Consider the following 24870-nt stretch of genomic DNA (forward strand, 5'->3'; position numbering starts at 1 on the left):
CCGGGGCGCGCGGGGCATCGGTACGGCTGCGGACGGGGGACGGGTACGCGTACTCAGAGTCCCGAGCCCGTAAAACGTGATCGTATGCTCGAAGGATGACGACTTCCGCGACCTCCGGAACCGGCCCCGGCCCGACCCCCGGCCCCACCGAGAACTCCATGCGTCGCGCTCTCAAACGGGCCCGGGACGGCGTCGCCCTGGACGTCGGCGAGGCGGCCGTGCTGCTCCAGGCGCGCGGTGCGGCGCTGGAGGACCTCGCCGCCTCCGCCGCCCGGGTGCGGGACGCCGGTCTGGAGGCGGCCGGCCGGCCCGGCGTCATCACGTACTCGAAGAGCGTCTTCATCCCCCTCACCCGGCTGTGCCGTGACAAGTGCCACTACTGCACCTTCGTCACCGTCCCCGGCAAGCTGCGCCGGGCCGGACACGGGATGTTCATGTCGCCGGACGAGGTGCTCGACATCGCCCGGCGCGGTGCCGCCCTCGGCTGCAAGGAAGCCCTCATCACCCTCGGCGACAAGCCGGAGGACCGCTGGCCGGAAGCGCGCGAGTGGCTCGACGCGCACGGCTACGACGACACCATCGCCTACGTCCGCGCCGTCTCCATCCGCATCCTGGAGGAGACGGGGCTGCTGCCGCACCTCAACCCGGGGGTGATGAGCTGGACCGACTTCCAGCGGCTGAAGCCCGTCGCGCCCAGCATGGGCATGATGCTGGAGACCACCGCCACCCGGCTGTGGTCCGAGCCCGGCGGTCCGCACCACGGCTCCCCGGACAAGGAACCCGCCGTCCGGCTCCGGGTCCTGGAGGACGCCGGCCGCTCCTCCGTCCCGTTCACCTCCGGACTGCTGATCGGCATCGGCGAGACGTACGAGGAGCGCGCCGAGTCGCTGTTCGCCCTCCGCAAGGTCTCCCGCGCCTACCACGGCATCCAGGAGCTGATCATCCAGAACTTCCGCGCCAAGCCGGACACCGCGATGCGCGGCATGCCGGACGCGGAACTCGACGAGCTGGTCGCGACCATCGCCGTGGCCCGCCACATCATGGGCCCGGCCGCCTGCCTCCAGGCCCCGCCCAACCTCGTCGACAGCGAGTACGAGCGGCTGATCGGGGCCGGGATCGACGACTGGGGCGGGGTGTCCCCGCTCACCATCGACCACGTCAACCCCGAGCGCCCCTGGCCGCAGATCGACGAGCTCGCCGAGAAGTCGGCGGCGGCCGGGTTCGCGCTGCGGGAACGTCTCTGCGTCTACCCGGAGTTCGTGCGGCGCGGCGAGCCGTGGCTCGACCCGCGGCTGCTGCCGCACGTGCGCGCGCTGGCCGACCCGGAGACGGGACTGGCCGTGCCGGACGCGGTCGTCGAGGGCCACCCCTGGCAGGAGCCGGAGGAGGTGTTCGTGCCGTCCGGCCGTACCGACCTGCACCGCACCATCGACACCGACGGCCGGACCTCCGACCGCCGCGACGACTTCGACGAGGTGTACGGCGACTGGGGCGCCCTGCGCGAGGCGGCCGCCCCCGGCATGGTGCCCGAGCGCATCGACACGGACGTACGCCAGGCCCTCGCGACGGCCGCCGACGACCCGACGAGGCTCACCGACGACGAGGCCCTCGCCCTGCTCCACGCGGACGGCCCGGCGCTGGACGCCCTGACCCGCATCGCGGACGACGTGCGCCGCTCGACCGTCGGCGACGACGTCACGTACATCGTCACGCGGAACATCAACTTCACCAACGTCTGCTACACCGGCTGCCGTTTCTGCGCCTTCGCGCAGCGCCGCACCGACGCCGACGCCTACACGCTCTCCCTCGACCAGGTCGCCGACCGCGCCCAACAGGCCTGGGAACTGGGCGCGGTGGAGGTCTGCATGCAGGGCGGCATCCACCCGGACCTGCCCGGCACGGCCTACTTCGACATCGCGAAGGCGGTGAAGGAACGGGTCCCCGGCATGCATGTGCACGCCTTCTCGCCGATGGAGGTCGTCAACGGCGCGACCCGCACCGGCCTGTCGATCCGCGAGTGGCTGACGGCGGCGAAGGAGGCCGGGCTGGACTCCATCCCCGGCACGGCGGCCGAGATCCTGGACGACGAGGTCCGCTGGGTGCTGACCAAGGGCAAACTGCCGGCCGCCACCTGGATCGAGGTCGTCACCACCGCGCACGAGCTCGGGATCCGGTCGTCCTCGACGATGATGTACGGCCATGTCGACCAGCCCAGGCACTGGCTGGGCCACCTGCGGACCCTGGCCGGGATCCAGCAGCGCACCGGCGGTTTCACGGAGTTCGTCACCCTCCCGTTCATCCACACGAACGCGCCGGTGTACCTGGCGGGCATCTCCCGCCCCGGTCCGACCATGCGGGACAACCGGGCGGTGACGGCGATGGCCCGGCTGCTCCTGCACCCGTACATCCCCAACATCCAGACCAGCTGGGTGAAGCTGGGCTCGGAGGGGGCCGCGGAGATGCTCCGCTCGGGAGCGAACGACCTGGGCGGCACGCTGATGGAGGAGACGATCTCGCGGATGGCGGGCTCGTCGTACGGCTCCTACAAGTCGGTCAAGGACCTGATCGCGGTGGCGGACGCGGCGGGCCGCCCGGCGAGGCCGCGGACGACGCTGTACGGCGAGGTGCCCGAGGAGCGGCAGCGGGCGGCTTCGGCGTCGGACGGGCATCTGCCGGAACTGCTGCCGGTGCTGGACTGAGGGACCACGGTGGGACCGGGGAGCGGGCCCCTCGCAGTACGATGATCGGGCCCCGACCGGAGGGGTCCCGTAGCTGAGGAGATGCGTGCCCGTGCCTGCCCGACGGCTTCCCTCCTGGGTTTGGGTCACCGGCCTGACGACCGGCGCGATCGCCGCGGTCGTCTTCCTGACGGCGCAGGCCGAGCAGGGCCCGCACCCGACGGCGTCGGCGGCCGACCGCCCGACCGCCCCGGCGTCGGCGGGCGCGCAGCCCTCGGCCTCGCCGAAACCGTCGGCCACCCCCAGGACGGCGGCCGTGCCCGGCAGTTCGGGCACCGGCCGGCGCATCGTCTACTCGCTGGGGCAGCACCGGGTCTGGCTGGTCGACGCGGACGACACGGCCCGCCGCACCTTCACGGTCTGGCCCGGCACGGTGGACCCGGCCGTCGGCAGCTTCACGGTGTCGCTCCGCAAGGACGCCACCACGGGCTCCGACGGCGTGGCGATCGAGCACATCGTGTACTTCTCCGCCACGTCGGGCGTCAACATCGCCTTCTCCAACGCCGTCGACGGCTCCTCCCCGCCCCCGGCCGCCGCCGGTACGCAGACCGGCGGCATCCGGATGGCCAAGGCGGACGGGACGGCGCTGTGGGCGTTCGGCGAGACGGGGACGAAGGTCAGGGTCCTCGACTAGGAGACCGGGCCCCGGACGTCCGGTCGGCCCGCCCCCGCATCACGCCCCGACATCACGCCCCGGAGTCGTCCCGCGCCTGCCCGAGCGGCAGGTGGTTGACGATCAGCACCACCCCGCCGAACAGGAACGCCCGGGTCGCCGCGTCCAGCCCGTTCCAGCTCTCCGACTGCCACATGGCGAACCACTCGCCGCCGATCGCGATGAACCCGGCGCCGAACAGCAGCATCAGCATGACCAGCCCGTACGTGGACAGCGCCCGACCGCGTATGTGGTCGCGGCGCGCCCAGAACCACGTCCCGGCGGCCAGCACCACCCCCGCGACGGTCTCCCACGCGATGATCACGACGTAGGCGGCGTCCTGGAGCCCCTTGCTCGTCACCGCCCGCCACATCACGTCGTCGTCCTTGAACGTCGTGTCCATCGCCAGCACATGACGCACGAACTGCTGGTTGGTGCCGAAGTCGGTGATGTTCCCGAACGCGACGAGAAGCATGTAGAGCGCGACCGTCCCGGTGAGGAGGGTGGCGGTGAGCGGAAGCACGCGTGACGCGTGTGGGATACGTGTGGTGGGGGTGGTCATGCCGGTGTCCTTACCCCACCAGGTCTTCATCACCCCTCCACCGGAACGCCCGTGCACAGGGCCGGAACGGAGCGCTGTTCGATTACAGTGACGGACGTCGTATGTACGCACGGTGCGGGAGGGCTGGGTGGGTGCGACTGCCGGGCCCGTCTGGGGCCGTGCCGAACAGCAGGACTTCCGCGGCCGGGTGCGTGGCACGCTGCTGGGCGCGGCCGTCGGGGATGCCCTCGGGGCGCCCGTCGACGGGCTCGGGATCGAGGAGATCCGGCGGGCCCACGGGCCCGAGGGGGTCGTGGACCTGGCCCCCGCCCACGGGCGGCGCGGCGCGGTCACGCATCTCACCCAGCTGACCCTGTTCACCGTGGACGGGCTGATCCGCGCCCAGGTGCGGCGCGACACCGGCGCCTGGCATCCGCCGACCGATCTGCACCGGGCGTATCTGAGATGGGCGGCCACCCAGCGCGACTGGGGACCCGACCTGCGCCGCAAGGACGACGGCTGGCTGGCCCGCGAGGAGTGGCTGTACGCCCGGCGCGATCCGACCCGGACGCTGCTGCTCGGGCTCGGCGACGAGGTCATGGGCACCCTGGACTCGCCCAAGAGCCCCGGCGCGGCCGGGCCCGAGGTGGTGCCCCGTTCGGTGCCCTTCGGGCTGCTCGTCGGCTGGGAGCCGCAACTCGTCGCCCAGCTCGCCGTCGAGTGCGCCGCCCAGACCCACGGCCACCCCACGGCGTACCTCGCGGCGGCCGCGTACGCCGTCACCGTGCACGCGCTGGCCTGCGGCGAGAGTCTGGACGGCGCGGTGCAGCGGGCGCTCGCCCTGCTGGCCTCGCGGCCGGGGCACGAGGCGGTGTCGGAGGCGTTGCAGCACGCGCTGGGCGCCGTACGGCAGGGACTGCCGGGTCCCGCGCGGGTGGAGGAGCTCGCGGGGGCGGGGACCGCGGAGGCCGTGCTGTCGGGCGCCGTCTACTGCGCCCTCGTCGCGGAGGACGTCCGGCACGGGCTGCGGCTCGCGGTGAACCACGGCGCGCCCTCGGGGCCGACCGCCGCGCTCACCGGCGGTCTGCTCGGCGCCCTGCACGGCGAGACGGCCCTCCCGCCGGCCTGGCTGGCCGAGCTGGAGGGCCGTCCCACGATCCTTGAACTGGCCGACGACTTCGCCATGGAGATGACCCAGGGGCCGGCCCTGCACGGTCCTGCCGGGGCGTCACCCGGCTGGATGGCCAGGTACCCCAGGGGGAGTTAGTCCGACACGGTCGTGGGGACCTCGTCCTTGGGCCGCGGCACCTGCGCGGCGGCCGAGGCGCCGCCGTCCCCGTCCGTGTTGATCTGTTCGATGATCGCGAGGCGTTCCGGGGTGTCCTCGGGCTTGATGAAGCCGATGAGGATGTAGAGGACCAGCGACACGGCCAGCGGGATCGACACCTGGTACTGGAGCGGCACTCCGCCGTCGACGTTCCAGTTGATCGGGTAGTTGACCAGCCAGAAGGCCAGCAGACCCATCGACCAGCTGGTCAGCGCGGCCGTCGGGCCGGAGCGGCGGAACGGGCGCAGCAGGCCCAGCATCATCGGGATCGCCATCGGGCCCATCAGTCCGGCCACCCACTTGATGACGACCGTGATGATGTCCTTGAAGGCGGGGGAGTTGACCTGCGTGGCCGCCGCCATGGAGAGGCCGAGGAAGACGACGGTCGCCACGCGTGCCGCGATCAGCCCCGACCGCTGGTTCCACTCCCGGGCCCGCGCCCAGATGACCGGCGCGCAGTCCCGGGTGAAGACGGCGGCGATGGCGTTGGCGTCGGACGAGCACATGGCCATCGTGTGGGAGAAGAAGCCGACGATGACGAGGCCCAGCAGCCCGTGCGGCAGCAGCTGTTCGGTCATCAGGGCGTAGGAGTCGGAGCCGTCCGGCTTGTTCGACGTCACCAGCAGCGGCGACATCCACATCGGGAAGAACAGCACCAGCGGCCAGACGAGCCACAGCGCGGCCGACAGCCGCGCCGACCGCTCGGCCTCCTTCGGACTGCCCGTGGCCATGTACCGCTGGGCCTGGTTGAGCATGCCGCCGTTGTACTCGAAGAGCTTGATGAAGAGGAACGCGAGCAGGAACACCGTGCCGTACTGGGCGACCAGGGGCTTGTCGTGGCCCTGGAGCGCCGGCTGGTCCCAGGCGTCCAGGAACCCGATGCCCTTGTCGTTCAGCTTCAGCACGACGGCGACGAACATCGCGATGCCGGCCAGCAACTGGATGACGAACTGGCCGAGTTCGGTCAGCGCGTCCGCCCACAGACCGCCGATCGTGCAGTAGACGGCGGTGATCGCGCCGGTGATCAGGATGCCCTGGTTGAGGGAGATCCCGGTGAAGACGGACAGCAGGGTCGCGATGGCGGCCCACTTCGCGCCGACGTCCACGATCTTCAGCAGCATCCCCGACCAGGCCAGCGCCTGCTGGGTCTTGAGGTCGTAGCGGTTCTTCAGGTACTCCAGCGGGGAAGCCACGTGGAGGCGCGACCGCAGCCGGTTGATGCGCGGCGCGAACAGCTTCGAGCCGATGGCGATCCCGAGCGCGATGGGGAAGGACCAGGTGACGAAGGAGGTCACGCCGTAGGTGTAGGCGATGCCCGCGTACCCGGTGAACATCACCGCGCTGTAGCCCGACATGTGGTGCGAGATGCCGGACAGCCACCAGGGCATCTTGCCGCCGGCGGTGAAGAAGTCGCTCACGTCGTCGACGCGCTTGTGCGACCAGACGCCGATCGCGACCATCACGCCGAAATAGCCGATGAGCACGGTCCAGTCGAGACCGTTCATGTGCGCCCTCCCAGAGTTCAGCCCGGCGTTCGGCCCGGCGCTCATCGTGGGCGCTGCCGCGTGAACACGACAAGTAACCGTAAGGTCAAAGGGAGGTAAAGGAATTCGGTATGGTGGTTCGCGTTCACCTACATGAACTCATCGCATCAGCTCCCCGGCGTTGACCAGCAACGACTGTCCCGTGATCGCCCGCGCCCGGTCCGACGCCAGGAACGCCGCCGCGTCCGCCACATCCCCGTCCGTCGCCAGCTCGGGCAGGGCCATCCGCTCGGTGAGCCGTCCCAGCACCTCCTCCTCCGGCACCCCCTCCGTCTGCGCGGTGAACTGGACGTAGGCCTGCACCGGCGGCCCCCACATCCACCCCGGCAGCACGGTGTTGACCCGGATCCGATGCCGTCCCCACTCCCGGGCGAGCGAGTACATGGCGCTGGTCAGCGCCCCCTTCGAGGCCGCGTACGCCGCCTGCCGCACCTGCGAGGGGGCCGCCACGGCGGACTGCGTCCCGATGAACACCACCGACCCGCCCCGCACCCGCAGCCCGGCCAGACACGCCCGCGTCATCCGCAGCGATCCCAGCAGGTTCACGTCGATCACCGACTGCCAGGTCGTGAAGTCGGCGTCCTCGACCCCGCCGAAGTAGGAGTCCCAGGCCGCCACGTTCACCACGGCGTCGATCCCCCCGAACCGCTCCCGCGCCAGCTCGGCCAGCGCCTCGCACTGGCCCTCGTCGGTGATGTCGGTGACCCGGTACGCCGTACGCGCCCCCTCGGGATCGATCCCGGCCGCGCTCTTCGCGAGACTCGCCTCGGTCCGCGCCCCCAGCACGGCGTTCCCGCCCTCCCGGACGACCGCGGCGGCGACCTGGTGACCGAGCCCGGCGCCGACTCCCGAGACGACGACGGTCTTGCCGGTGAGCAGTGACATCGGGACCTCCGGGCCTCTGGCGCATTATCTGACGGAGCGTCAGAGTATGGGCCAGTCACCGAGGATGGGGAAGAGCATGCGCGAGGAGACGTACAGCGACCAGCACAGCGACCAGCGCGGCGCCGGGCACGGCACCGAGCGCGACGACACGCACAGCGAGACGTACGCCGAACTGGCCGCCGTCGGCCCCTACGGGGTGCGCCCCGGCCACGCCCTGATCACCATGGTCGAACCGCACCCCGGCCACGAGTACGCCTACAACCGCTGGTACGAGGACGACCACTACTACGCCGGCGCGATGGCGATGCCCTGGATGTACGCGGGCCGCAGGTGGGTGGCGACCCGCGACCTCCAGCTGCTGCGCCACCCGGAGAAGTCGGCGATCGCCCAGCCGGTCACCGCCGGCTGCTATCTCTCCACCTACTGGATCACCGACGGACGCTACGACGACCACATGAAGTGGACGGTCGCCATCAACAAGCGGCTCAACCGGGACGCCCGCGTCTACCAGGACCGCACCCACGTCTTCACGGCGTTCCAGGACCACGAGACGACCGTGTACCGGGACGGCGCCGCCGGACCCCGCGACTTCCACGCCCTGGACCACCCGTACGCGGGCCTGGTGCTCGAGGTGATCGACGCCGACTCGGCGCAGCAGCGCGCCGAACTCCTGGAGTGGCTGCGCGCCCGCCACCTCCCCAAGCGGGTGGCCGGCTCCCCGACGGCCATGGTCACCGTCTTCCGCCCGACCCCCCTCCCCGGCGACCGCATGACCTACGTCAAGCAGGTCGAGGGCATCGACACCCGCCTGACCCTGCTCTGGTTCCTGGAATCGGACCCGAGGGACTGCTGGGACCCCCACTTCACCGGCCTGGGAGAGGCGGTGACGGAGTCGGGCCTGGGCAGGGTGGAACTGATCGCGCCCTTCGTCCCGACGGTGCCGGGCACGGACCGCCATGTGGCCGACCTGCGCTGATCAGGGCTGCTTGAGCTCGTCCGGACACGGCGTGCCCCGCGGCAGCTGATAGGGCGCGGCCAGCCGGTACACACCCGCCCGCGGGGCGACCAGCATCGTCCACTTGTCCCCGTCCGCGTCCTCCTCGGTCTCGAACAGGCACCCGTCGACGTTGTCGTACGTCTTCGGCTCCCCCTCGGCCCGGTCCTTGGACGCGTCCGTCTCCTGCGGCGGCTTCAGGCTCTTGCCCTCCGCGTCGACGACGCTCAGCCACGGCGAGTACGGGATCCGGATCAGGATCCGCCCCGCCTTCTTCACGTCGATCGTCATCTCGTCCTGCTTGGCCCGCTGCACCACCGCGTTCGGTTCGGCGAGCGAGGCGGGGTCGGTGACCTTGAACAGCTGCCAGTTGGCGTCGCCCCAGATCTGCGTCAGATACGGCAGACCCCGCTGCACCAGCTGCCGCTCCCGTTCGCCGCCGTCCCCGTCCAGCGCCTCCTTCGGGACGACGACGAAGTGCACGGCCCACCGCTGGAGCCACTCGTGATAGTTCGCCGAGTTGAGGGTGTCGTCGTAGAAGAGGGGGTTGCGCTCCATGTCGGCCTGGCGGTTCCAGCCCCGGGCGAGATTGACGTACGGCGCCAGCGCGGACGCCTCGCGGTGCGAGCGGGCCGGTACGACCTCCACCCGCCCCTTCTCCGCTTCGATCTCCTGGAGTTCGTTGACGAGCGGCGCCAGCTCACGCGCCCAGGAGGCCGCCGGGGTCGTCCGCAGGACGTCGTCGACCGACTTGAAGCCGATCCAGCCCACGAACCCGAGGAACGCCAGGACGATCACGTACCACTTGCGGCTGCGCGGCACGGCGAACGGCAGCGCCGCCATCAGCACCACACCCGTGAACAGCATCGCGAGCCGCGTGATGTTGGACCCGATCTGCGAGCTGATCAGCCACACCATCAGGACCCCGAGCCCGTACACCGCCGAGGTGATCCGCACCGTCTTCCAGTCGCGCGGGACGACCGCGAAGACGGCCACCGCGGACAGCAGCGGCAGGGACGCCGAGCCGAAGGACATCGGCTGGGTGCCGGAGAACGGGAACAGCCAGGCGGACAGGGCGACCACGGCCGTCGGGGCGAGCCCCAGCGCCCACGCGCCCGGCCGCCGCTTCTGAAGGAACAGCGCGGCGGCGACGAGTCCCACGAAGAGCCCCGCCACCGGCGATCCCATGGTGGCGAGCGCGGCGAGCGGGGCGGCGCACAGCGCCTTCGCCCACCGTTTGTAGCGCCAGCGGTGCGGCCAGCAGAAGACGACGGCGACCGCGCCCAGCGCGAACGTGTTGCCGAGCCCGAAGGTCACCCGCCCGGAAGCCGCGTTGCACAGCAGGGCGAAGACCCCGGCCAGCGCCGGCCACAGGGGGTTCTTCACCGGGCGGCAGCGCAACAGGATCAGGGTGAGCAGGCCCGCCGACAGCGTCCCGGCGATCATCATCGTCGTCCGGACGCCGAGCAGGGACATCAGATACGGCGACACCATGCTGTACGACACCGGGTGCATGCCGCCGTACCAGGCGAGGTTGTACGCGGAGTCGGGGTGGCGGCCGACGAACTCGGCCCAGGCGTCCTGCGCCGCGAGGTCGCCGCCACTGTTCGCGAACGTGAAGAACCAGACGAGGTGCAGGACGCCGGACAGTCCCGTCATGGCCAGCACGGGGTGGCGTCGCAGCCACCCGCCCAGCCCGTCGAGCGCGGATCTCGTCCGGGACGGCTCACGGGCGGGGCCCGCGCCGTCCGTACGGCCGTCCGCGCGCTCGCCCGCGTCCCCCCGGGGGCCGTCGGCCCCCGTACGGTCCGGAACGTGGTCCCGCTCGAGCTCTACCACCGCGTCACGGTCGTCACGGTCGTGGTCGCCCGACTGCGGCGCGGGCACCCTCGGTCGCGGGCCGGCGTCCGGGTCCGGACCGGTGTCGTCGGCGCGTGTCGGCTCCGCAGTGGCCACCTGAAGGCACTCCCCGTGTCCCGTCTTCTGCTCTCGGCCGCATGCCGTTCGCGTCCGCTTCACGGCTGCGTCCTTGCGACCGGCGACCTGTCCCGTTTCGTGACGCTAGCACGCACCCCGCCGGGCGGCTGCCCGACGGGGTGACGCAGCCCCGCGAGCGGGGTCGCGGCTCAGCCGATGCGCGTCAGCTTGTCCGAGAAGCCCGGCTCGACCAGGTCCGTCTGCAGGGCGACCGGCACCTTCACGGCACTGCTGGAGCCGTCCCCGACGGTGAGCGTGCCCACCTGGGTGCCCGCCTTCGCCGTGTGCGGCACGTCGTCGGCGGTGAACGACAGCTTCACCGTCATGCCCGCCCAGCCGACCGCGGGGACGTCCTTGGTGATGACGACGGGCGTGTGGCCGCCCAGCTTGTCGTCCACGTACCCGACGACGTCGCCCTTCTTGAGGATCTTCGCCGAGGTGACCGCGTCCTCGGCGGCGAGCAGCGCCGTCTGGCTGACCGCGTTGACCGTCTCGAGGATCCTCGGCTTGTGCTGGCCGAGGATCGCGCCGACGAGGGTCACCGTCTGTCCGTCGACCTCCTTGCGGGAGGCGAACAGCAGGTTGCCGCCGGCCGCGGTGGTGCTGCCGGTCTTGATGCCGATCGCGCCCATCTTGTACGGCAGCGTGTTGTAGTTGGGCCAGTTCTTGCCGGACGGGTCGTCCCAGCTGGCCGCGCTGGAGATGGAGACCAGGGCCGGCACCTTCACGAACGCGCGGCCGAGCTTCACCTGGTCCTCGGCCGTGGAGACGGTGGTCTCCTTCAGACCCGAGGGGTCGGTGTACGTCGTGTTCGTCATCCCCAGTTCCTTGGCGGTGGCGTTCATCTTCTTCACGAACGCCGCCTCCGTGCCCGCGTCCCAGCGCGCGAGCAGTCGCGCGATGTTGTTGGCGGAGGGGATGAGGACGGCCGACAGGGCCTGCTTCTCGGTGAGCTTGTCGCCGGCCTTGACGGTGTTGAGCGTCGACTCGTCGCCGGAGACGTCGTAGCCGCCCTCCTTCTCCGCCGTCGCGTCGACCTCGATCTCCGGGCCTTCCTCCCCGGCCTTCATCGGGTGGTCCTTGAGGATGATGTACGCCGTCATGGTCTTGGCGACCGAGCCGATGGCCACGGGCGTCTGCTTGCCGAAGCTGCCCATCGTGCCGACGCCGTCGGCGTCCATCCAGCCCTGTCCCTCGCTCGGCCAGGGCAGCTGCGTCTTGCCGCCCTCGAAGGTGTACGAGTCCTTCGCGGTGAGGGTCAGCGCGGTCTCCGGCAGCGGTCGCACGGCCTGCGCGATCGCAAACGCGACCAGCAGCAGGATGACCAGGGGCGTCCAGATCTTGAGCCGTCGCCCGAGCGTGCGCAGCGGGGTGGGCGGGGGCGGCGGGGTGTTCGTCAGCTCCGCCAGCAGGTCCAGCGGCGGCCTCGGCGGCAGCGGCTGCTGGGTGGTGCGCTCGGGGCCGACCTGCGGCACGAAGGCGGTGACGTCGGCCGGCTTCGGCGGGCGGGGCTCGTCGAGCGGCTTGAGCGCGACGAACTTGCTGGTCCGCTCGGCGGGGGCTTCGGGCGCGGCCTTCTCGCCGGCCTTCGGGCCTGCCTCGGCCTCGTCCGGCTCGGACCTGGGCCTGGTGGCGCCGCCCAGCTTCAGCATGGTGGTCGGCTGGTCGACGGCGGGCTTGGGCCGGGGGGCCTTGAAGACGGCGGTGGGCTGGTCGACGGGGGAATCGTCGGCCTTGTCGGTGTCGGTGTCGGTGTCGGCGTCGGCGTCCTCGGCCCGACCGGCCTTCGCGTCCGGGGCGGCTTCCTCGTCGGCGTCGGTGTCGGCGTCGGCGAGGCCGGCGCCCGACGCCCACTTCGGCGCGGGCTTGGACGCGGACCTGGCGGCGGGCCCGTCCTCGGGCTCCGGCTTCGGTTCCGGCTTCGCGTCGGCGGGCTCGTCGGCTTCGTCGGCTTCGTCGGTTTCGTCGGCTTCCGCGGCGTCGCTCGCGGAACGTTCCTCCGCCTCGGCGCCGGTGTCTCCGTCCGAGGTGTCCCGGTCCGAGGAGTTCCCGTCCACCGCGGAGTCCGTCGCGGGCTCTTCCGTGGAGTCCTTGTCGTCCGCCGAGGCCACCCACTGGGCCACAGCCTCCCGCAGGCGCTCGTCACTGCCCCCGGAGGCGCCCTCGGCGCTCCCGGAGGCGCTCGTGGCCGCCACGGTGCCCTCAGGGCCGTCCTGGGCGCCCTCGGAGCCGCTCTCGGCGTCCTCGGTTTCGGCGGACCCGGCGGACCCGGCCTTCGTGGCCGCGCCGCTGCTCTCGGCCCGCGCGGTCTCCTCGGCGTCGGCGTCAGCGGCAGCGTCGGCCTCGGTCTTCCCGGAGTCCTCGGCCTCCGTGGCGTCCTCGGCGGACTCGCCCGCCGTGGCCTCGCCGCCCTCCCCGGCCGCCGTGGGCTCCTCGCCCTCCCCGGGCGCCTCGGCGTCGGGCTGTTCGGACTCCGCGGTCTTCAGGTCCCGTACCGAGAACACTCGCGTCGCCGTGTCCACACCGCCCCGGGACGCCGACGGCTCGGCCTCCCGCGCCACGGCCAACCGCGGATCGCGGACTTCACGGGAATCGCGAGGCTCACGCGCCTCGGGAACCGTGCTCGCGCTCCCCGACGTCGGTTCTGCCGACGACTCGCGCTGCTTCGACCTGTCGGGGGACTCGCCCGCCACCGATGCCTCCTCCTGTGCCGCACGCCCACCGCGCGCTCGTGCCGAACCGTGAACCGCCCGCCCGAGACACGCCTCACGGCGTGTCCGAACCATGTACCAGTGTCCTGTGTAGAGGGCTTGGCTCCAGTGGTAGACGAGAACGACATACCTACTGGTTCCACTACAAACAGGTCACGCACCCTCGACAGACCATTGTGAGAGGGGTCACCCTGTCACTCATCCACGCGGGGAGGCATGGATGGGCAGGAGCCGCAGAACAATTCCGGAAGAGCTTTTGTTGCTGGCGCTGGACCCGACCACGGGTACCACCGCACAGCCGCAGTCGCTCGACCTCGGTCTGGCCGGAGCGCAGCTAGTGGAGCTGGCGCTGGCCGGACGGATAGCCCCTGACGGGGATCGTATCGCCGTGGTGTCCCCACGGCCGACTGGAGACCCAACGCTGGACTGCGCGTTGGAGTTGCTGCGAAGGCGTGGCGCTCCTGTACGTGCCGTCCACTGGATCGGCGGGCCGCGTCTCGGGCTACGCCAGATTTACCTCTCGCATCTGGAGCGGTGCGGCATGGTTCATGCCGTGGCGGGTCAGATGTGCGGAGTGCTTCCGACGACTCGCTACCAGGCGACGGACACCGACATCAGCCGGGAGATCAAGGCCCGGCTGGACTCCGCGATCCGCACCGGCGTACCGCCGGACCCGCGGACCGCGGCGCTCGCCGCACTGGCGCACGCGGTCGGCCTCGGCAAGCACCTGTATCCGGGCAACGAGGGACGTTCGTCCCGCTCCCGGCTGCGGGACCTGATCAGGCACGACCCGATGGGCGGCCTCGTGGCGCACGCCGTGATGGACGTCCAGAACGGCGCGGTGGCACAGCCGCGTCGCAACCAGGCACCACCCGGCCGGCAGGCCGGACCCGGTGCCAGGCCCGCTCCGGAGCCCGCCCGTGGCGTTCCGGCGCAGCCGCACCGCGGTCCGATGGCGCGTGTCGTGGCTCACTGAGCCGCAGTTCCACGGCAGCGCGCCGGCCGGACCGGGGAACCGCAGGACGTAAGACCCGCAGGGCCGGTTGGACCCGTCGGACCCAGGACCCGTCCGGGAGCCGCAGCGGCCGCGCGGGGTGGTGGGACGTATCGACCCGCCGCCCCGCGCGGACGCATGTCGGGGACCGACCCGAACTGGCGTGTACCCGCCGCATATCCACCGTTTTCCAGCGGTAGAAAGCGCCTTGGTGGCAGTCTGCTCAACAGCAGATACGCAAAGTGTCAGTTGCAGACACGCAGCCGGAGGTGCACGTCCCGTGGCGTCCAATGTCAATCCCACTGTCAGGCGACGCCGGTTGGGCCAGGAGCTGCGTCGGCTCCGTGAGCTCAAGGGCATGACGGCCGAAGAGGTGGCCGAGCGCCTGCTGGTGTCCCAGTCGAAGATCAGCCGGCTGGAGAACGGCCGGCGCAGCATCAGCCAGCGTGACGTCCGTGACCTGTGCGGGGTGTACGAGGTCGAGGACCAGCGGATGGTCGACTCGCTGATGGAGATGGCCAAGGACTCCCGCCAGCAGGGCTGGTGGCATGCCTTCGGCGATGTTCCGTACAGCGTCTACATCGGTCTGGAGACGGACGCGGCGAGCCTGCGCGTGTACGACCCGCAGGTCGTGCCCGGGCTGCTCCAGACCCGTCAGTACGCGGAGGCGCTGATCTCGGGCGCGCTGCCGGAGGCCCCGCCGGCGGACATCGAGAAGCGGATCCAGGTGCGGCTTCGCCGACAGGAACGTATTTCCACAGCCGACAACCCGTTGCGTCTGTGGGCGGTCCTGGACGAGGCGGCGCTGCGCCGCCAGGTCGGCAACCGGCAGGTGATGATCGAGCAACTGGACTACCTGCTGGAGATGTCCCAGCTGCCGCACGTGACCGTGCAGTTGATCCCGTTCACCATGGGCGCGCATCCGGGGGTGAGCGGCCAGTACGCGATCCTCGAGTTCCCGGACGCCGCCGACTCCAGCGTGGTCTACATCGAGGGAGTCACCAGCGACCTGTACCTGGAGAAGCCGCAGGACGTCCAGAAGTACAGCGTGATGTACGAGCATCTGCGGGCCCAGGCCCTGAACGCGGACCAGACGCGGGAGTTCATCGCGAAGGTGGCGAAGGACTATGCAAGAGAGGTCGCTTCATGAGGCGCGGCAAGCTACACCTTCGGCCGGGCCGGGGGGAAGTCCCTATGGAATATGCCATCCGGACGGGTGAATAGTCGCTCCGTATCACGATGTTGGCGAGTAGCGTCGATCACGCCATCAAGCAACAACGGTGGCGCAAACCATGCCGTGCAGACGGAGATCTGCGCACGGCGTGGTGACAGCAACTCAGCAACTGACTACCGGAGCGAACATGGCAATCCAGCAGGGCGCCGCGAACGAGTGGGTCAAGTCCTCCTACTCCCAGGGCAACGGCGCGTGCGTCGAGATCAAGTCCCCCCTCCGTGCGGCCATGGCCGTCCGTGACTCCAAGGTCACCGAGGGCCCGACCCTGGCCTTCCCCGCCGACGCGTGGAACACCTTCGTGGCATCGGTCAAGGCGTAAGGGGACGATCCCCTGAGACAGCCCTACCGGCTTCACCAGCAGGAACAGCAAGACCAGCTTCACCAGCAGGACCGGCTTCACCAGTACGACCCAAGAGCCCCCTCGTCCAGATCGCCGTCCTTGCCGAGGGGGCTCGGCGCATCCTTGGCACGGTCCGCCGACCGGACCCGGCCGACCAGCCCGGTTGACCGACCCCGCTGACCGGCTTGGCCGACCGGACCCGGCCGACCGACCTGGCCAAGCGGACCGGCCAAGCGGGCCGGCCAGGCGGACCCGTCAGGCCCGCTTCACCGGGAACGCCACGTCGCACACCGGGTCCTCGGCTCCCGCCGTGTCCCAGTCGGCGAAGTAGATCTCCCGGCAGGGCCCGTCGTAGTCCCAGCCCTCACGCTTCATCCAGACCTCCACCGCCTCGTACGGGGCGAGGATCTGCGGGTGGGCTACCTGTGCCTTGGTGATCCTCGTGTACGCGAGCCGCCGGGCGGGCTCCACCCGCGCCCGGAACTGCCGGCCCCGGCCCTGTGCGGCGGCCGCCCAGGCCCGCGCCCCGGCCTCGTCGGCGACCGGCACGCACGACTCGACCGGCCCGTCGCTCTCCATGGACACCGCGGAGTAGTAGACGACGTACGGTGCCCCGGCGAAGCCCCCGCACTGCCCGGCCGCCTCCTCCAGACGACCCAGCGAGGCGGGGATCCACGTGGGCAGCTCGTCCGCGAGCGTGTGCCGCGTCTCGGTGACGATCACCTGCTCGGGCACGTCGACCAACCGGACCTCGAACTTCTCGTACATCTCTGAGCTCCTCCCCGACAGCCGTGCACGGAGGTAGGCGGCGAGGGTGCGCTGGGCGGCGAACCGGGTCTCGACATCGCCCCAGTAGGCGGCGAGCAGTTCCCCGGACGCGGGCCCGTCAGCGGTCTCCACCACCTCGGCGATCCGCGCGAGCGGCATGTCGAGCTGGCGCAGCATGGCCACCAGCCGGGCCCGCTCCACCTGGCCGGCCCGGTAGTAGCGGTAGCCGCTGGCCTCGTCGATGTGCGCCGGTGCGAGCAGCCCGAGCCGGTCGTACAGCCGCAGCGCCTTGGCCGAGAGCCGGGCCCGCGCGGCGAACGCGCCGATCGTGAGCAGCGCGCCGTCATCGCCCCTGTCCACCACGCACTCCCGTCGTCCTCCGTCGCCGGGCGGCCTTCGCGCCCGGCGACGAGGAGGCTCCGCCCTGCCCCAGGGACAAGGTCAAGCCGGACGGTCCGCCAGCCGGGTCCGCCAGCCGGGTCCGCCCGACCGGTCCGCCACCAGGGCTGCCCGTCGGGTCCGCGCGGTCCGCCCGGTCCGACTAGCCCAGCTGGCTCTCGATGGCCGCGACGACCTCGGCGGACTCGGGCTCGGTCTGCGGGGAGAAGCGGGCGACGACGGACCCGTCCCGCCCGATCAGGAACTTCTCGAAGTTCCAGCGGATGTCGCCGTCGTGGCCCTCGCCGTCCGCGAACCCGACGAGCCGCTCGTACAGCGGGTGCCGCTCCGCACCGTTGACCTCGACCTTCTCGGTCAGCGGGAAGGACACGCCATAGGTGGCCGAGCAGAACTCGGCGATCTCCTCGGCGGTGCCGGGCTCCTGCCCGAGGAACTGGTTGCAGGGCACGCCGAGCACGGTGAAGCCCTGGGCGGCGTACCGCTCCTGCAGCTTCTCCAGGCCGGTGTACTGCGGGGTCAGGCCGCACTTGGAGGCCACGTTCACCACGAGCACGGCCTTGCCAGCGTACTGGGAGAGCTCCGCGGAACCGCCCTTGAGGGCATCGATCCGAACGTCGAGGGGAGAGGCACCGGCATCAGTAGTCATGCTCCGGATGCTAGCCCCGGGCGGTGAACCCACCCCTTCCGGGGCCACCCCCCGCTTCCGGTTCCGGCCCGTCGCCGGGCTGCCGCGCCCCGCTCGGACCTCCGGGACACCTACCCGGCGGCGGCCCTGGCCAGGACCTCGCCCGCCGCGGTCCGCGAGTACAGCACCGACCGTCCCGCGCGCCGTCGCTCCACCAGCCCCGCGTCCAGCAGCACCCGCAGATGGCGGCCGACCGAGCCGAGGCCCTGCCCGGTCAGGGCGACCAGCTGGGTGGTGCTCAGGGGGCCGGCGAGGAGGACCAGCACCGCGGCCCGCCCCGGCCCCAGCAGGGCGCCCAGCGCGGCCGGCACGGCACGGGCCCGGTCCCGGTGGTCCTCGGCGAGCGCCCCCGTACAGGGATAGACGACGGCGTACCGCTCCCGCTCGTCCCACGACACCCACCCCGTCTTCGGGGTGACCGGCACGAACACCAGCTCGGCACCGGAGATCTCGCGGGGCGGATACTCGTGCAGGTTGACCTGAAACCGACTCTCGCCGAGCCATCGCGTCCCCGGCCGCAGCGAGTCCAGTACGGCGGCCCAGCCGCCCCGGCTGACCTGCGCGGTCCGCGCGACGACATCGGCCTCCAGGACGCGCCGCCGCCGCTCCCAGTGCGGCCGTACGCCCGTCTCCCAGACGTACTCCAGCAGCCCGGCCGCCCGCTCCGGAAGGTCGTCCCGCTCCAGGGCGGCGGGGAGCGGGCCGGCCAGGGACATCCGCAGATGGGCGCGGGCCTCTGCCGGGTCGGCCGTCCGGATGCGGGCCACGCCCTCCTCGAAACTCTCGCCGTCCCTCGGCGTGGGCGTGAGGAAGTCGGCGACCCAGCTGCGCCCGAGCCCGGCCCGCACCAGCAGCGCGGTCACCGGGTCGGCCGCCAGTACGGCGCGGTAGCCGGGGAGACGGTCGCGCAGCCAGTCGTGCTCGCCGGGATGCGTACCCACGCCCGCGTGCAGCAGCTTCAGGCTCGCGAAGGTCTCGGCGAGCGGCGAGAGCACGAACCGGCTGCGCGCCAGGGTGTCCGCGTTCACCTGCCACCAGCCCATGCCCCCGCACCCCTCCGTCCCGTGCCCGTACGACCGACGACGTTTCGCGGGCCCGCGAAACAATAACCACCCCTCAACGGCCCGTCGCAGACTCCGCCCATGACCGGCCACACGTACCGACAGCTCTTCCGCACGCCCGAATTCACGCCCCTCTTCCTCTCCGCCGCCGCTCAGACCGCCGCCGGGACGGTGAGCGGGCTCGCCCTCGGCACGCTCGTCTACCGGGCCACCGACTCCCCGCTGCTGTCGGCGGTGAGCATGTTCGGCCCGTCGCTCGCGCAGGTGCTGGGCGCGACCTTCTTCCTCTCGGGCGCCGACCGGCTGCCCCCGAGGTCGGCGCTGACCGGCCTCTCGCTCGCCTTCGCCGCCGCGACGGCCGTCATGGCGCTGCCCGGACTGCCGGTGTGGGGGATCTTCGCGGTCGTGCTCCTCCAGGGGCTGATCGCCTCGCTGGGCGGGGGCGTCCGCTGGGGCCTGCTGAACGAGATCCTCACCAAGGACGGCTATCTGCCGGGGCGTTCGCTCTTCAACATGCTGAGCGGACTGATGCAGATCATCGGGTTCGCCGGTGGCGGCGTCCTGGTGACCGCGTTCTCCCCGCGCGCCGTCCTGCTGCTCGCCGCCCTGCTCCACACGACCGCCGCCGTGGTCACCCGCCTCGGCCTGACCGTCCGTCCCCCGCGGGCCTCCGGCCGTCCCTCGGTCGCGGCGACCCGGCACACCAACGCCGTCCTGTGGTCCTCCCGCCCCCGCCGCCTCACCTATCTGGGCCTGTGGCTCCCCAACGGCCTGGTCGTCGGCTGCGAGGCGCTCTTCGTGTCCTACGACCCCGACGCGGCGGGCACGTTGTTCGCCTGCGGGGCGCTGGGCATGCTGGCCGGGGACGTGACCGTGGGCCGCCTCGTCCCGCCGGCCCTGCGCCACCGTCTGGCCACTCCCCTTCTCCTGCTCCTGGCCACTCCCTACGCCTTCTTCGTCCTGCGCCCGGCCCTGCCGCTCGCCGCGGCCTGCGTCGCCCTCGCCTCCGTCGGCTTCGGTGCGAGCCTGGTCCAGCAGGAGCGGCTGATGGCCCTCACCCCGGCTGAACTCAGCGGCCACGCACTGGGGTTGCACTCGGCCGGAATGCTCACGATGCAGGGCGTGAGCGCGACGCTGGCCGGGATGCTGGCCCAACTCACCTCGCCCGCCACGGCGATGACCGCGATGGCGCTCGCGTCGATCGCGGTGACCCTGACCTTGAGGATCGCCGCACGAGCCGACACGGAGCACGAAGCGAGCGACTTCGGCCGGGTGAGCGGGTGAGCGGGTGAGGGCGGGGGTGGTCGGACGGTGTCAGACGGCGGGGTCGGTGAAGACCTCGGGCACCTTGTTGTCGAGGACGACGCGGGCGAGCAGCGTGGCGAGCCGGTCGCGTTCGTTCGTGTTCAGCCCCGAGGGCAGGTTCTCGAGGCGGCGGCACGTCTCGTCGTAGAAGCCGTGCGCGAGTCGGTCGCCCTGGTCGGTGAGTCCGACGCGGACGGCCCGTCCGTCCCGCGGATCCGGCTCGCGCCGGACCAGTCCGCGCTGGACCGTCCGGTCCACCAGCCCCGTCAGGCTCGACCTGGCGAGCCCGAGCATCTCGCCGAGTTCACTCATGCCGTACGGCTGCGGCATCAATACGCACAGCAGTTGGCCCTGTTGCGGAGTGATGCCGTGGGCGCGGCTCGACTCGGCGTACACGGCGTTCACGAGGAACGCCGACCGCACCAACGCGGCCACGACCGCCATTTGCCCACCTGCGGTTTTCCCCATGAGGGGAAAGACTAGCGGCGGCCGCGGGGACGGCTCGACCCTCTGCCGGACGAGATGTCCGGGCGGCCCGGGTGGCCGTGCTCGCCCGTGCCCTAGGTTGATCGGATGGGTTTTTTCGACAAGTTGACCGGAACCAGACACCCCGAGAGCGGTCTCGTGCCGCGCTCCGCCGAGGAGGTCCGGGCCGCGCTGTTCGCGATCAACGGCCCGGAGGTTCCGTACCGGATACGCGACGCGCTGCCCGAGGAGCGTGCCGATCTGGTGGCGGAGTGGCGGGTCCGGGAGCCCGCCTGGCACACGTACTTCGTCCGGATGCGGATGCGGCAGACCCTCAAGACACGGATGCGTCTGCTGCCGGAGACGCACGAGGTGCGCAGCGTCGACGAGCGGCGTGAGGTCACATGGATCGGTGACCCGCCCCGGCTGGCCGTGGCGCGGGAGTTCGGCCGCGGCCAGGTGACCGCGGTCTCCCGCCAGTGGGTGGTCGAGCGCGACGCCGACGGCCGCCGGCGCCTCCAGGAGACGTACCGCTTCGACCCGGCGGAGATGAAGGATCCGCTGCGGGAGGCGGTGCTGGCGGCGGGCTGGATCTGGCGCGGGGTGGCGTTCGGCAGGCTGTGAGCGAACCCGGGGGATGCGCCAGGGGGAGGTGTCAGGGGGAGCGTCGACGGGAGAGGCGGGAGAGGCGGGGGAGGGGAGAGGCGGGGAGGGGCGCGGGGCGTCAGGCGTGCTGGGCGTGGGCGACCGCGTGGCCCTTGCCGCGGGCGATCATCCACTTGTTCACGGGCGTGGTGATCAGGAAGGCGATCACGAAGCCGCCCAGGAGGGCCGCCCAGAAGAGCCCGTCCGACAGCTGGGCCTCCATCGCGCCCGGGGTGAGGGCGACGACGCCGTTGTCGACGAGTTCCATCACGGCGATCGACACGGTGTCCGCGGCCAGCGCCACCTTGACCGCTGCCCTGAGGCCCAGGCCGGCCCGGCGCACGGCGAACAGGGTGAAGGAGTAGCCGAACAGGAACGCGAGGACGATCGCGACGACCATGGTCGGCACGTTGCCCCAGCCGAGGGCGGTGCCGATGACCATCCCGAGGATCTCGCCGATGGCGCACCCGGTGAGGCAGTGCAGTGTCGCCTTCGCCGCCATCGCCCAGGAGACGCCCTCGTGCCCTGCCGGGGAGGTGTGATCGTGGTGGTGCTGGTCGTGGTCCATGCCTTCTGTATACCCCCCAGGGGTATTGTGGGCAAGGGTCCGTCCGGGCGGTGCGGGACGAGCGCGGCCGACGGCGTCTATACGATGTCGGACCGGGAATCGGACGGCGGCGGAGAGGAGACAGGGCGTGACGGATCACCGGCAGCGTCCCCGGCGGCGGGGACAGGGCGAGCTGGAGGCGTTGGTCCTGTCGGCGCTGCGGGAGGCGGACGGTCCGGCCACCGCCGGATGGGTGCAGGAACGCCTGGGCGGCGGTCTCGCCTACACGACGGTGATCACGATCCTCACCCGGCTGCTGGCCAAGGGCGCGGTCACCCGCGAGCGCGGCGGGCGGTCGTTCGCGTGGCTGCCCGCGTCCGACGAGGCGGGTCTCGCCGCCCATCGCATGCGCAGGGTGCTGGACGCCGAGCGGGACCGCGAGGCCGTGCTGGCCAGTTTCGTCACCGGCCTCGGCCCCGACGACGAACGGCTGCTGCGCGAACTCCTGGGACAGCCCCGCGACGAAGGCGAAGGCGAAGGCGAAGAAGCAGCGGCGGACGCGCCCGCAGCCGCGCCCGCAGCCGCGACGGCAGGGACTCCGGCAGGGACACCGCCGGAGACGCCGGCAGGCAGACCGGCGGAGACATCGTCAGGGACACCGGCGGAGACAGACAGAGACGAGGGCTGACGTCTCATGGGGGTCTTCGTCTTTCTGCCGTTGGTGCTGCCGCTCACCGCGTGGCCGGTCGCGCGGCTGGCCGAACAGCATCTGCATCCGCGCACCGCGACGAGGCTGCTGACCGGCGTGGCCGCGGTGATGGCCGTGTGCAGCACGGTGTGCCTGGGACTCCTCATGGTCGTCGGCACCGCCCAGCTCCCCGGCAACCCGCTGCCCGACGGCTGGTCGGACCCCGAGGTGCGCCAGGCCGTCCCCTACGACGAGATCGCCGGCCGGGCCGCCATCCCCGCGCTGTGCGCGGTGGCCCTGCTCTGCGGCCGGACCCTGCTGCGGCACCGCAGGGTGCGCCGCCGCGCCCACCGGGCGCTCGCCGGGCTGCCCGGCACGGAGGTCGTGGTCCTGCCCGACGGGACGCCGTACGCGTACGCCCTGCCCGGCGGCCGGCGCGACCGGATCGTCGTGACCACCGCCCTGCTGGAGCACCTCGAACCGGCCGAACGCCGGGCCCTGTTCGCCCATGAGCGGGCCCATCTGGCGGCACGCCACCACCGGCACCTGCTCGCCGTCCGGCTGGCCGCGCGGGCCAACCCGTTCCTGCGGCCTCTCCGTACGGCCGTGGCCTACACGGCGGAGCGCTGGGCGGACGAGGACGCGGCCCAGGCGGTCGGCAGCCGCCGTACGGTGGCCCGGGCGATCGGCAGGGCGGCCCTGGTCTCCGGCGCCGCGTCCCTGCCGGGCCTCGCGGGGTTCGCCGCGCCGGGTCCGGTGCCGCGCCGGGTGACGGCCCTGCTCGGCCCCGCCCCGGCGGTGCGGCGCTGGCCGCCGGTGTCCACCACCGTGGGTCTCGCGGTGTGGGCTGCCGCGGCGGGAACGGCCGTGTCGGCGATGTCGTCCGCGAACTCGGCGGTCACCCTGCTTTTCATCCTGCACGCCGCGACCCGCCTCTGACTCCGCTGGCCGTTCTGGCTCCTCAGGCTGCGCTGGCTCCTCAGGCTGCTCTGGCCTTCGGCCGTGTCGGGAGGTTTATCCGGCCGGAAGACGGTAAGCAGGGCCCCGGTAAAGATGTCGGAGCTTCCCCCCGGCGGGTCCTGGGGCAGGGGGCACGGTCGGGTGAGAGGTGTTCTGGTCTGTCCGGGTCGCGCCAGGAGGGCATCGGGCAGGCCACACTGCCCTCGAACGGCATCGAGGCCGCACCGGCCGAGCCACCACAGGCCCAGTCGGCAGAGACCGCGCCACCACAGGCCCAGTCGGCAGAGACCGCGCCGGCAGAGACAGAGCCCACGCAGGCCGCCCCGACGCAGGCCGCGCCCGCGCAGGCCGCGCCACGACAGGACGTGCCGGGACAGGCCGTGCCCGCGAAGACGCGGGACGCCTTCTTCGACAACGCCAAGTACCTGGCGATACTGCTGGTCGCCGTGGGCCACGCCTGGGAGCCCCTGCGCGAGGGCAGCCGCACGGTCACCGCGCTCTACACGCTCGTGTACGCCTTCCACATGCCGGCGTTCATCGTCGTCTCCGGCCATTTCTCCCGTGGGTTCGACGGCGGCCCGCGGCGCGTCCAGCGCCTGATCACCGGCGTGGCCGTGCCGTACGTGGTCTTCGAGGTGGCGTACACCCTCGTCACGCGATGGACCGACGACGCCCCCGAACGCGACATCAGTCTGCTGGACCCCCTCTACCTGACCTGGTTCCTGGCCGCCCTGTTCGTCTGGCGGCTGACCGCGCCGGTCTGGCGCCTCGTACGGTGGCCGCTGCCGCTCGCGCTGGCCGTCGCGATGCTCGCGACCCTCTCGTCCTCCATCGGCACGGACCTCGCCCTCCAGCGGGTCCTCCAGTTCCTGCCCTACTTCGTCCTGGGCCTGCTGCTGAAGCCGGAGCACTTCCGGCTGGTGCGCCGCCGCGCGGTACGCGTCCTCGCGGTGCCGGTCTTCGCGGCCGCCCTGGCCGTGGCGTACCGGGTGGCCCCGCGTGACGCCTACCCCTGGTTCTTCCACGACGACAGCGCCGCAGGACTGGGGGCGCCCGCCTGGTACGGGCCCGTGATGACCCTCGCCACCTTCGGCTGCTCCCTCGTCCTGGTGGCCTGCTTCCTGGCCTGGGTGCCGGGCCGCCGCACCTGGTTCACCGCCCTGGGCGCGGCCACGCTCTACGGCTATCTCCTGCACGGCTTCGTCAAGCAGGCCGCCGGCCCCGCCCACTGGTACGACCACCCCTGGATCCACACGCCGCTCGGCGCCCTCGCCGTCACCCTCGTCGCCGCCCTGACCGTCACCCTGCTGTGCACCTCTCCCGTCCGGCGGGTCTTCCGGTGGGTGGTGGAGCCGAGCGCGGAGTGGGCGTTCAGGCGGACCGGCGAGGGCGGACGCACGGCGGCGTAGG

At 71.9% G+C, this 24870-nt stretch carries 21 protein-coding genes and 1 pseudogene; 12 read left to right on the forward strand and 10 right to left on the reverse strand.

Features of this window, described 5'->3' with window-relative positions; translation table 11 throughout:
• Positions 1–95: 95 nt before the first annotated feature.
• Together ABT070_RS22180 and ABT070_RS22185 are read left to right on the forward strand one after the other, a co-directional pair.
• Complete coding sequence (locus ABT070_RS22180) at positions 96–2699, forward strand: bifunctional FO biosynthesis protein CofGH (protein ID WP_351763245.1); 2604 nt, start codon at positions 96–98, stop codon at positions 2697–2699.
• Between the two features lie 85 nt (positions 2700–2784).
• Complete coding sequence (locus ABT070_RS22185) at positions 2785–3372, forward strand: hypothetical protein (protein ID WP_351763247.1); 588 nt, start codon at positions 2785–2787, stop codon at positions 3370–3372.
• Between the two features lie 52 nt (positions 3373–3424).
• On the opposite strand, the gene ABT070_RS22190 is transcribed toward ABT070_RS22185, so the two are convergent.
• A complete protein-coding gene (locus ABT070_RS22190) occupies positions 3425–3952 on the reverse strand; it encodes a DUF2165 domain-containing protein (protein ID WP_351763249.1) in 528 nt (175 codons plus the stop codon).
• Between the two features lie 127 nt (positions 3953–4079).
• On the opposite strand from ABT070_RS22190, the gene ABT070_RS22195 reads away from it, so the two are divergent.
• Positions 4080–5198 (forward strand): ADP-ribosylglycohydrolase family protein, encoded by a 1119-nt coding sequence (locus tag ABT070_RS22195; protein ID WP_351763251.1) that lies wholly within the window; start codon positions 4080–4082, stop codon positions 5196–5198.
• Here the strand turns inward: ABT070_RS22195 and ABT070_RS22200 are convergent.
• Positions 5195–6763, reverse strand: a complete 1569-nt coding sequence (locus ABT070_RS22200) for a sodium:solute symporter family protein (protein WP_351763253.1) — start codon at positions 6761–6763, stop codon at positions 5195–5197. The genes ABT070_RS22195 and ABT070_RS22200 overlap by 4 nt on opposite strands.
• Positions 6764–6901: 138 nt before the next feature.
• Positions 6902–7687, reverse strand: coding sequence for an SDR family oxidoreductase (locus ABT070_RS22205; protein WP_351763255.1), 786 nt, complete (start codon positions 7685–7687; stop codon positions 6902–6904).
• A 76-nt stretch (positions 7688–7763) separates the two neighbouring features.
• Here ABT070_RS22205 and ABT070_RS22210 point away from each other — a divergent pair, with 76 nt between their 5' ends.
• Positions 7764–8663: a hypothetical protein gene (locus ABT070_RS22210; protein WP_351763257.1), complete on the forward strand. Its 900-nt coding sequence runs from the start codon at positions 7764–7766 to the stop codon at positions 8661–8663.
• Here ABT070_RS22210 and ABT070_RS22215 read toward each other — a convergent pair whose 3' ends face one another.
• Both ABT070_RS22215 and ABT070_RS22220 read right to left on the reverse strand, forming a co-directional pair.
• Entirely contained in the window at positions 8664–10637 is a 1974-nt protein-coding gene (locus ABT070_RS22215; RefSeq protein ID WP_351763258.1) for a DUF8823 domain-containing protein, read from the reverse strand. It lies immediately after the preceding gene.
• Between the two features lie 170 nt (positions 10638–10807).
• The gene (locus tag ABT070_RS22220; RefSeq protein ID WP_351763260.1) at positions 10808–13351 is read right to left on the reverse strand and encodes a D-alanyl-D-alanine carboxypeptidase; all 2544 of its coding nucleotides are present in this window, start codon (positions 13349–13351) and stop codon (positions 10808–10810) included.
• Between the two features lie 238 nt (positions 13352–13589).
• On the opposite strand from ABT070_RS22220, the gene ABT070_RS22225 reads away from it, so the two are divergent.
• The 3 genes from ABT070_RS22225 (at position 13590) to ABT070_RS22235 (ending at position 15916) form a co-directional block, all read left to right on the forward strand.
• On the forward strand, positions 13590–14345 hold the full coding sequence (locus ABT070_RS22225; RefSeq protein ID WP_351763262.1) for a GOLPH3/VPS74 family protein: 756 nt from the start codon (positions 13590–13592) through the stop codon (positions 14343–14345).
• A gap of 298 nt (positions 14346–14643) precedes the next feature.
• Positions 14644–15513, forward strand: a complete 870-nt coding sequence (locus tag ABT070_RS22230; protein WP_062645357.1) for a helix-turn-helix domain-containing protein — start codon at positions 14644–14646, stop codon at positions 15511–15513.
• Positions 15514–15724: 211 nt separating this feature from the next.
• Complete coding sequence (locus tag ABT070_RS22235) at positions 15725–15916, forward strand: DUF397 domain-containing protein (RefSeq protein ID WP_020131958.1); 192 nt, start codon at positions 15725–15727, stop codon at positions 15914–15916.
• 276 nt (positions 15917–16192) lie between these two features.
• On the opposite strand, the gene ABT070_RS22240 is transcribed toward ABT070_RS22235, so the two are convergent.
• The 3 genes from ABT070_RS22240 to ABT070_RS22250 all read right to left on the reverse strand — a co-directional run bounded on the left by ABT070_RS22240 (position 16193) and on the right by ABT070_RS22250 (position 18832).
• A complete protein-coding gene (locus tag ABT070_RS22240) occupies positions 16193–17065 on the reverse strand; it encodes a MerR family transcriptional regulator (protein WP_351763265.1) in 873 nt (290 codons plus the stop codon).
• A gap of 181 nt (positions 17066–17246) precedes the next feature.
• The gene (locus ABT070_RS22245) at positions 17247–17750 is read right to left on the reverse strand and encodes a glutathione peroxidase (protein WP_351763267.1); all 504 of its coding nucleotides are present in this window, start codon (positions 17748–17750) and stop codon (positions 17247–17249) included.
• Between the two features lie 110 nt (positions 17751–17860).
• Positions 17861–18832, reverse strand: coding sequence for an ArsR/SmtB family transcription factor (locus ABT070_RS22250; RefSeq protein ID WP_351763269.1), 972 nt, complete (start codon positions 18830–18832; stop codon positions 17861–17863).
• Between the two features lie 99 nt (positions 18833–18931).
• Between ABT070_RS22250 and ABT070_RS22255 the strand changes: the two genes are divergently transcribed.
• Positions 18932–20134: an MFS transporter gene (locus tag ABT070_RS22255; RefSeq protein WP_351763271.1), complete on the forward strand. Its 1203-nt coding sequence runs from the start codon at positions 18932–18934 to the stop codon at positions 20132–20134.
• Positions 20135–20164: 30 nt separating this feature from the next.
• On the opposite strand, the gene ABT070_RS22260 is transcribed toward ABT070_RS22255, so the two are convergent.
• Positions 20165–20599 (reverse strand): MarR family winged helix-turn-helix transcriptional regulator, encoded by a 435-nt coding sequence (locus tag ABT070_RS22260; protein ID WP_351763273.1) that lies wholly within the window; start codon positions 20597–20599, stop codon positions 20165–20167.
• 129 nt (positions 20600–20728) lie between these two features.
• Here ABT070_RS22260 and ABT070_RS22265 point away from each other — a divergent pair, with 129 nt between their 5' ends.
• Positions 20729–21244: a hypothetical protein gene (locus ABT070_RS22265; RefSeq protein WP_351763275.1), complete on the forward strand. Its 516-nt coding sequence runs from the start codon at positions 20729–20731 to the stop codon at positions 21242–21244.
• 100 nt (positions 21245–21344) lie between these two features.
• Here ABT070_RS22265 and ABT070_RS22270 read toward each other — a convergent pair whose 3' ends face one another.
• Entirely contained in the window at positions 21345–21833 is a 489-nt protein-coding gene (locus tag ABT070_RS22270) for a DUF4396 domain-containing protein (RefSeq protein WP_351763277.1), read from the reverse strand.
• 127 nt (positions 21834–21960) lie between these two features.
• Here ABT070_RS22270 and ABT070_RS22275 point away from each other — a divergent pair.
• The 3 genes and pseudogenes from ABT070_RS22275 to ABT070_RS22285 form a co-directional block, all read left to right on the forward strand.
• Positions 21961–22344: pseudogene (locus tag ABT070_RS22275) on the forward strand (BlaI/MecI/CopY family transcriptional regulator); the annotation flags it as partial.
• A gap of 162 nt (positions 22345–22506) precedes the next feature.
• Complete coding sequence (locus ABT070_RS22280) at positions 22507–23439, forward strand: M56 family metallopeptidase (protein ID WP_351763279.1); 933 nt, start codon at positions 22507–22509, stop codon at positions 23437–23439.
• 401 nt (positions 23440–23840) lie between these two features.
• Entirely contained in the window at positions 23841–24869 is a 1029-nt protein-coding gene (locus ABT070_RS22285; protein WP_451100738.1) for an acyltransferase family protein, read from the forward strand.
• Position 24870: the final 1 nt, after the last annotated feature.

It is taken from the genome of Streptomyces sp. NPDC002884, from assembly GCF_040295245.1.
Taxonomy (GTDB): Bacteria; Actinomycetota; Actinomycetes; order Streptomycetales; family Streptomycetaceae; genus Streptomyces.

Bases quoted from the DNA above. Each gene is read 5' to 3' on its own strand.
- ABT070_RS22270 (WP_351763277.1), bottom strand. From the start codon at position 21,833: ATGGACCACGACCAGCACCACCACGATCACACCTCCCCGGCAGGGCAC.
- ABT070_RS22180 (WP_351763245.1), top strand. From the start codon at position 96: ATGACGACTTCCGCGACCTCCGGAACCGGCCCCGGCCCGACCCCCGGC.
- ABT070_RS22225 (WP_351763262.1), top strand. From the start codon at position 13,590: ATGGGCAGGAGCCGCAGAACAATTCCGGAAGAGCTTTTGTTGCTGGCG.
- ABT070_RS22210 (WP_351763257.1), top strand. From the start codon at position 7,764: ATGCGCGAGGAGACGTACAGCGACCAGCACAGCGACCAGCGCGGCGCC.
- ABT070_RS22265 (WP_351763275.1), top strand. From the start codon at position 20,729: ATGGGTTTTTTCGACAAGTTGACCGGAACCAGACACCCCGAGAGCGGT.
- ABT070_RS22235 (WP_020131958.1), top strand. From the start codon at position 15,725: ATGGCAATCCAGCAGGGCGCCGCGAACGAGTGGGTCAAGTCCTCCTAC.
- ABT070_RS22190 (WP_351763249.1), bottom strand. From the start codon at position 3,952: ATGACCACCCCCACCACACGTATCCCACACGCGTCACGCGTGCTTCCG.
- ABT070_RS22250 (WP_351763269.1), bottom strand. From the start codon at position 18,832: ATGGGCTGGTGGCAGGTGAACGCGGACACCCTGGCGCGCAGCCGGTTC.
- ABT070_RS22245 (WP_351763267.1), bottom strand. From the start codon at position 17,750: ATGACTACTGATGCCGGTGCCTCTCCCCTCGACGTTCGGATCGATGCC.
- ABT070_RS22205 (WP_351763255.1), bottom strand. From the start codon at position 7,687: ATGTCACTGCTCACCGGCAAGACCGTCGTCGTCTCGGGAGTCGGCGCC.
- ABT070_RS22255 (WP_351763271.1), top strand. From the start codon at position 18,932: ATGACCGGCCACACGTACCGACAGCTCTTCCGCACGCCCGAATTCACG.
- ABT070_RS22260 (WP_351763273.1), bottom strand. From the start codon at position 20,599: ATGGCGGTCGTGGCCGCGTTGGTGCGGTCGGCGTTCCTCGTGAACGCC.
- ABT070_RS22280 (WP_351763279.1), top strand. From the start codon at position 22,507: ATGGGGGTCTTCGTCTTTCTGCCGTTGGTGCTGCCGCTCACCGCGTGG.
- ABT070_RS22200 (WP_351763253.1), bottom strand. From the start codon at position 6,763: ATGAACGGTCTCGACTGGACCGTGCTCATCGGCTATTTCGGCGTGATG.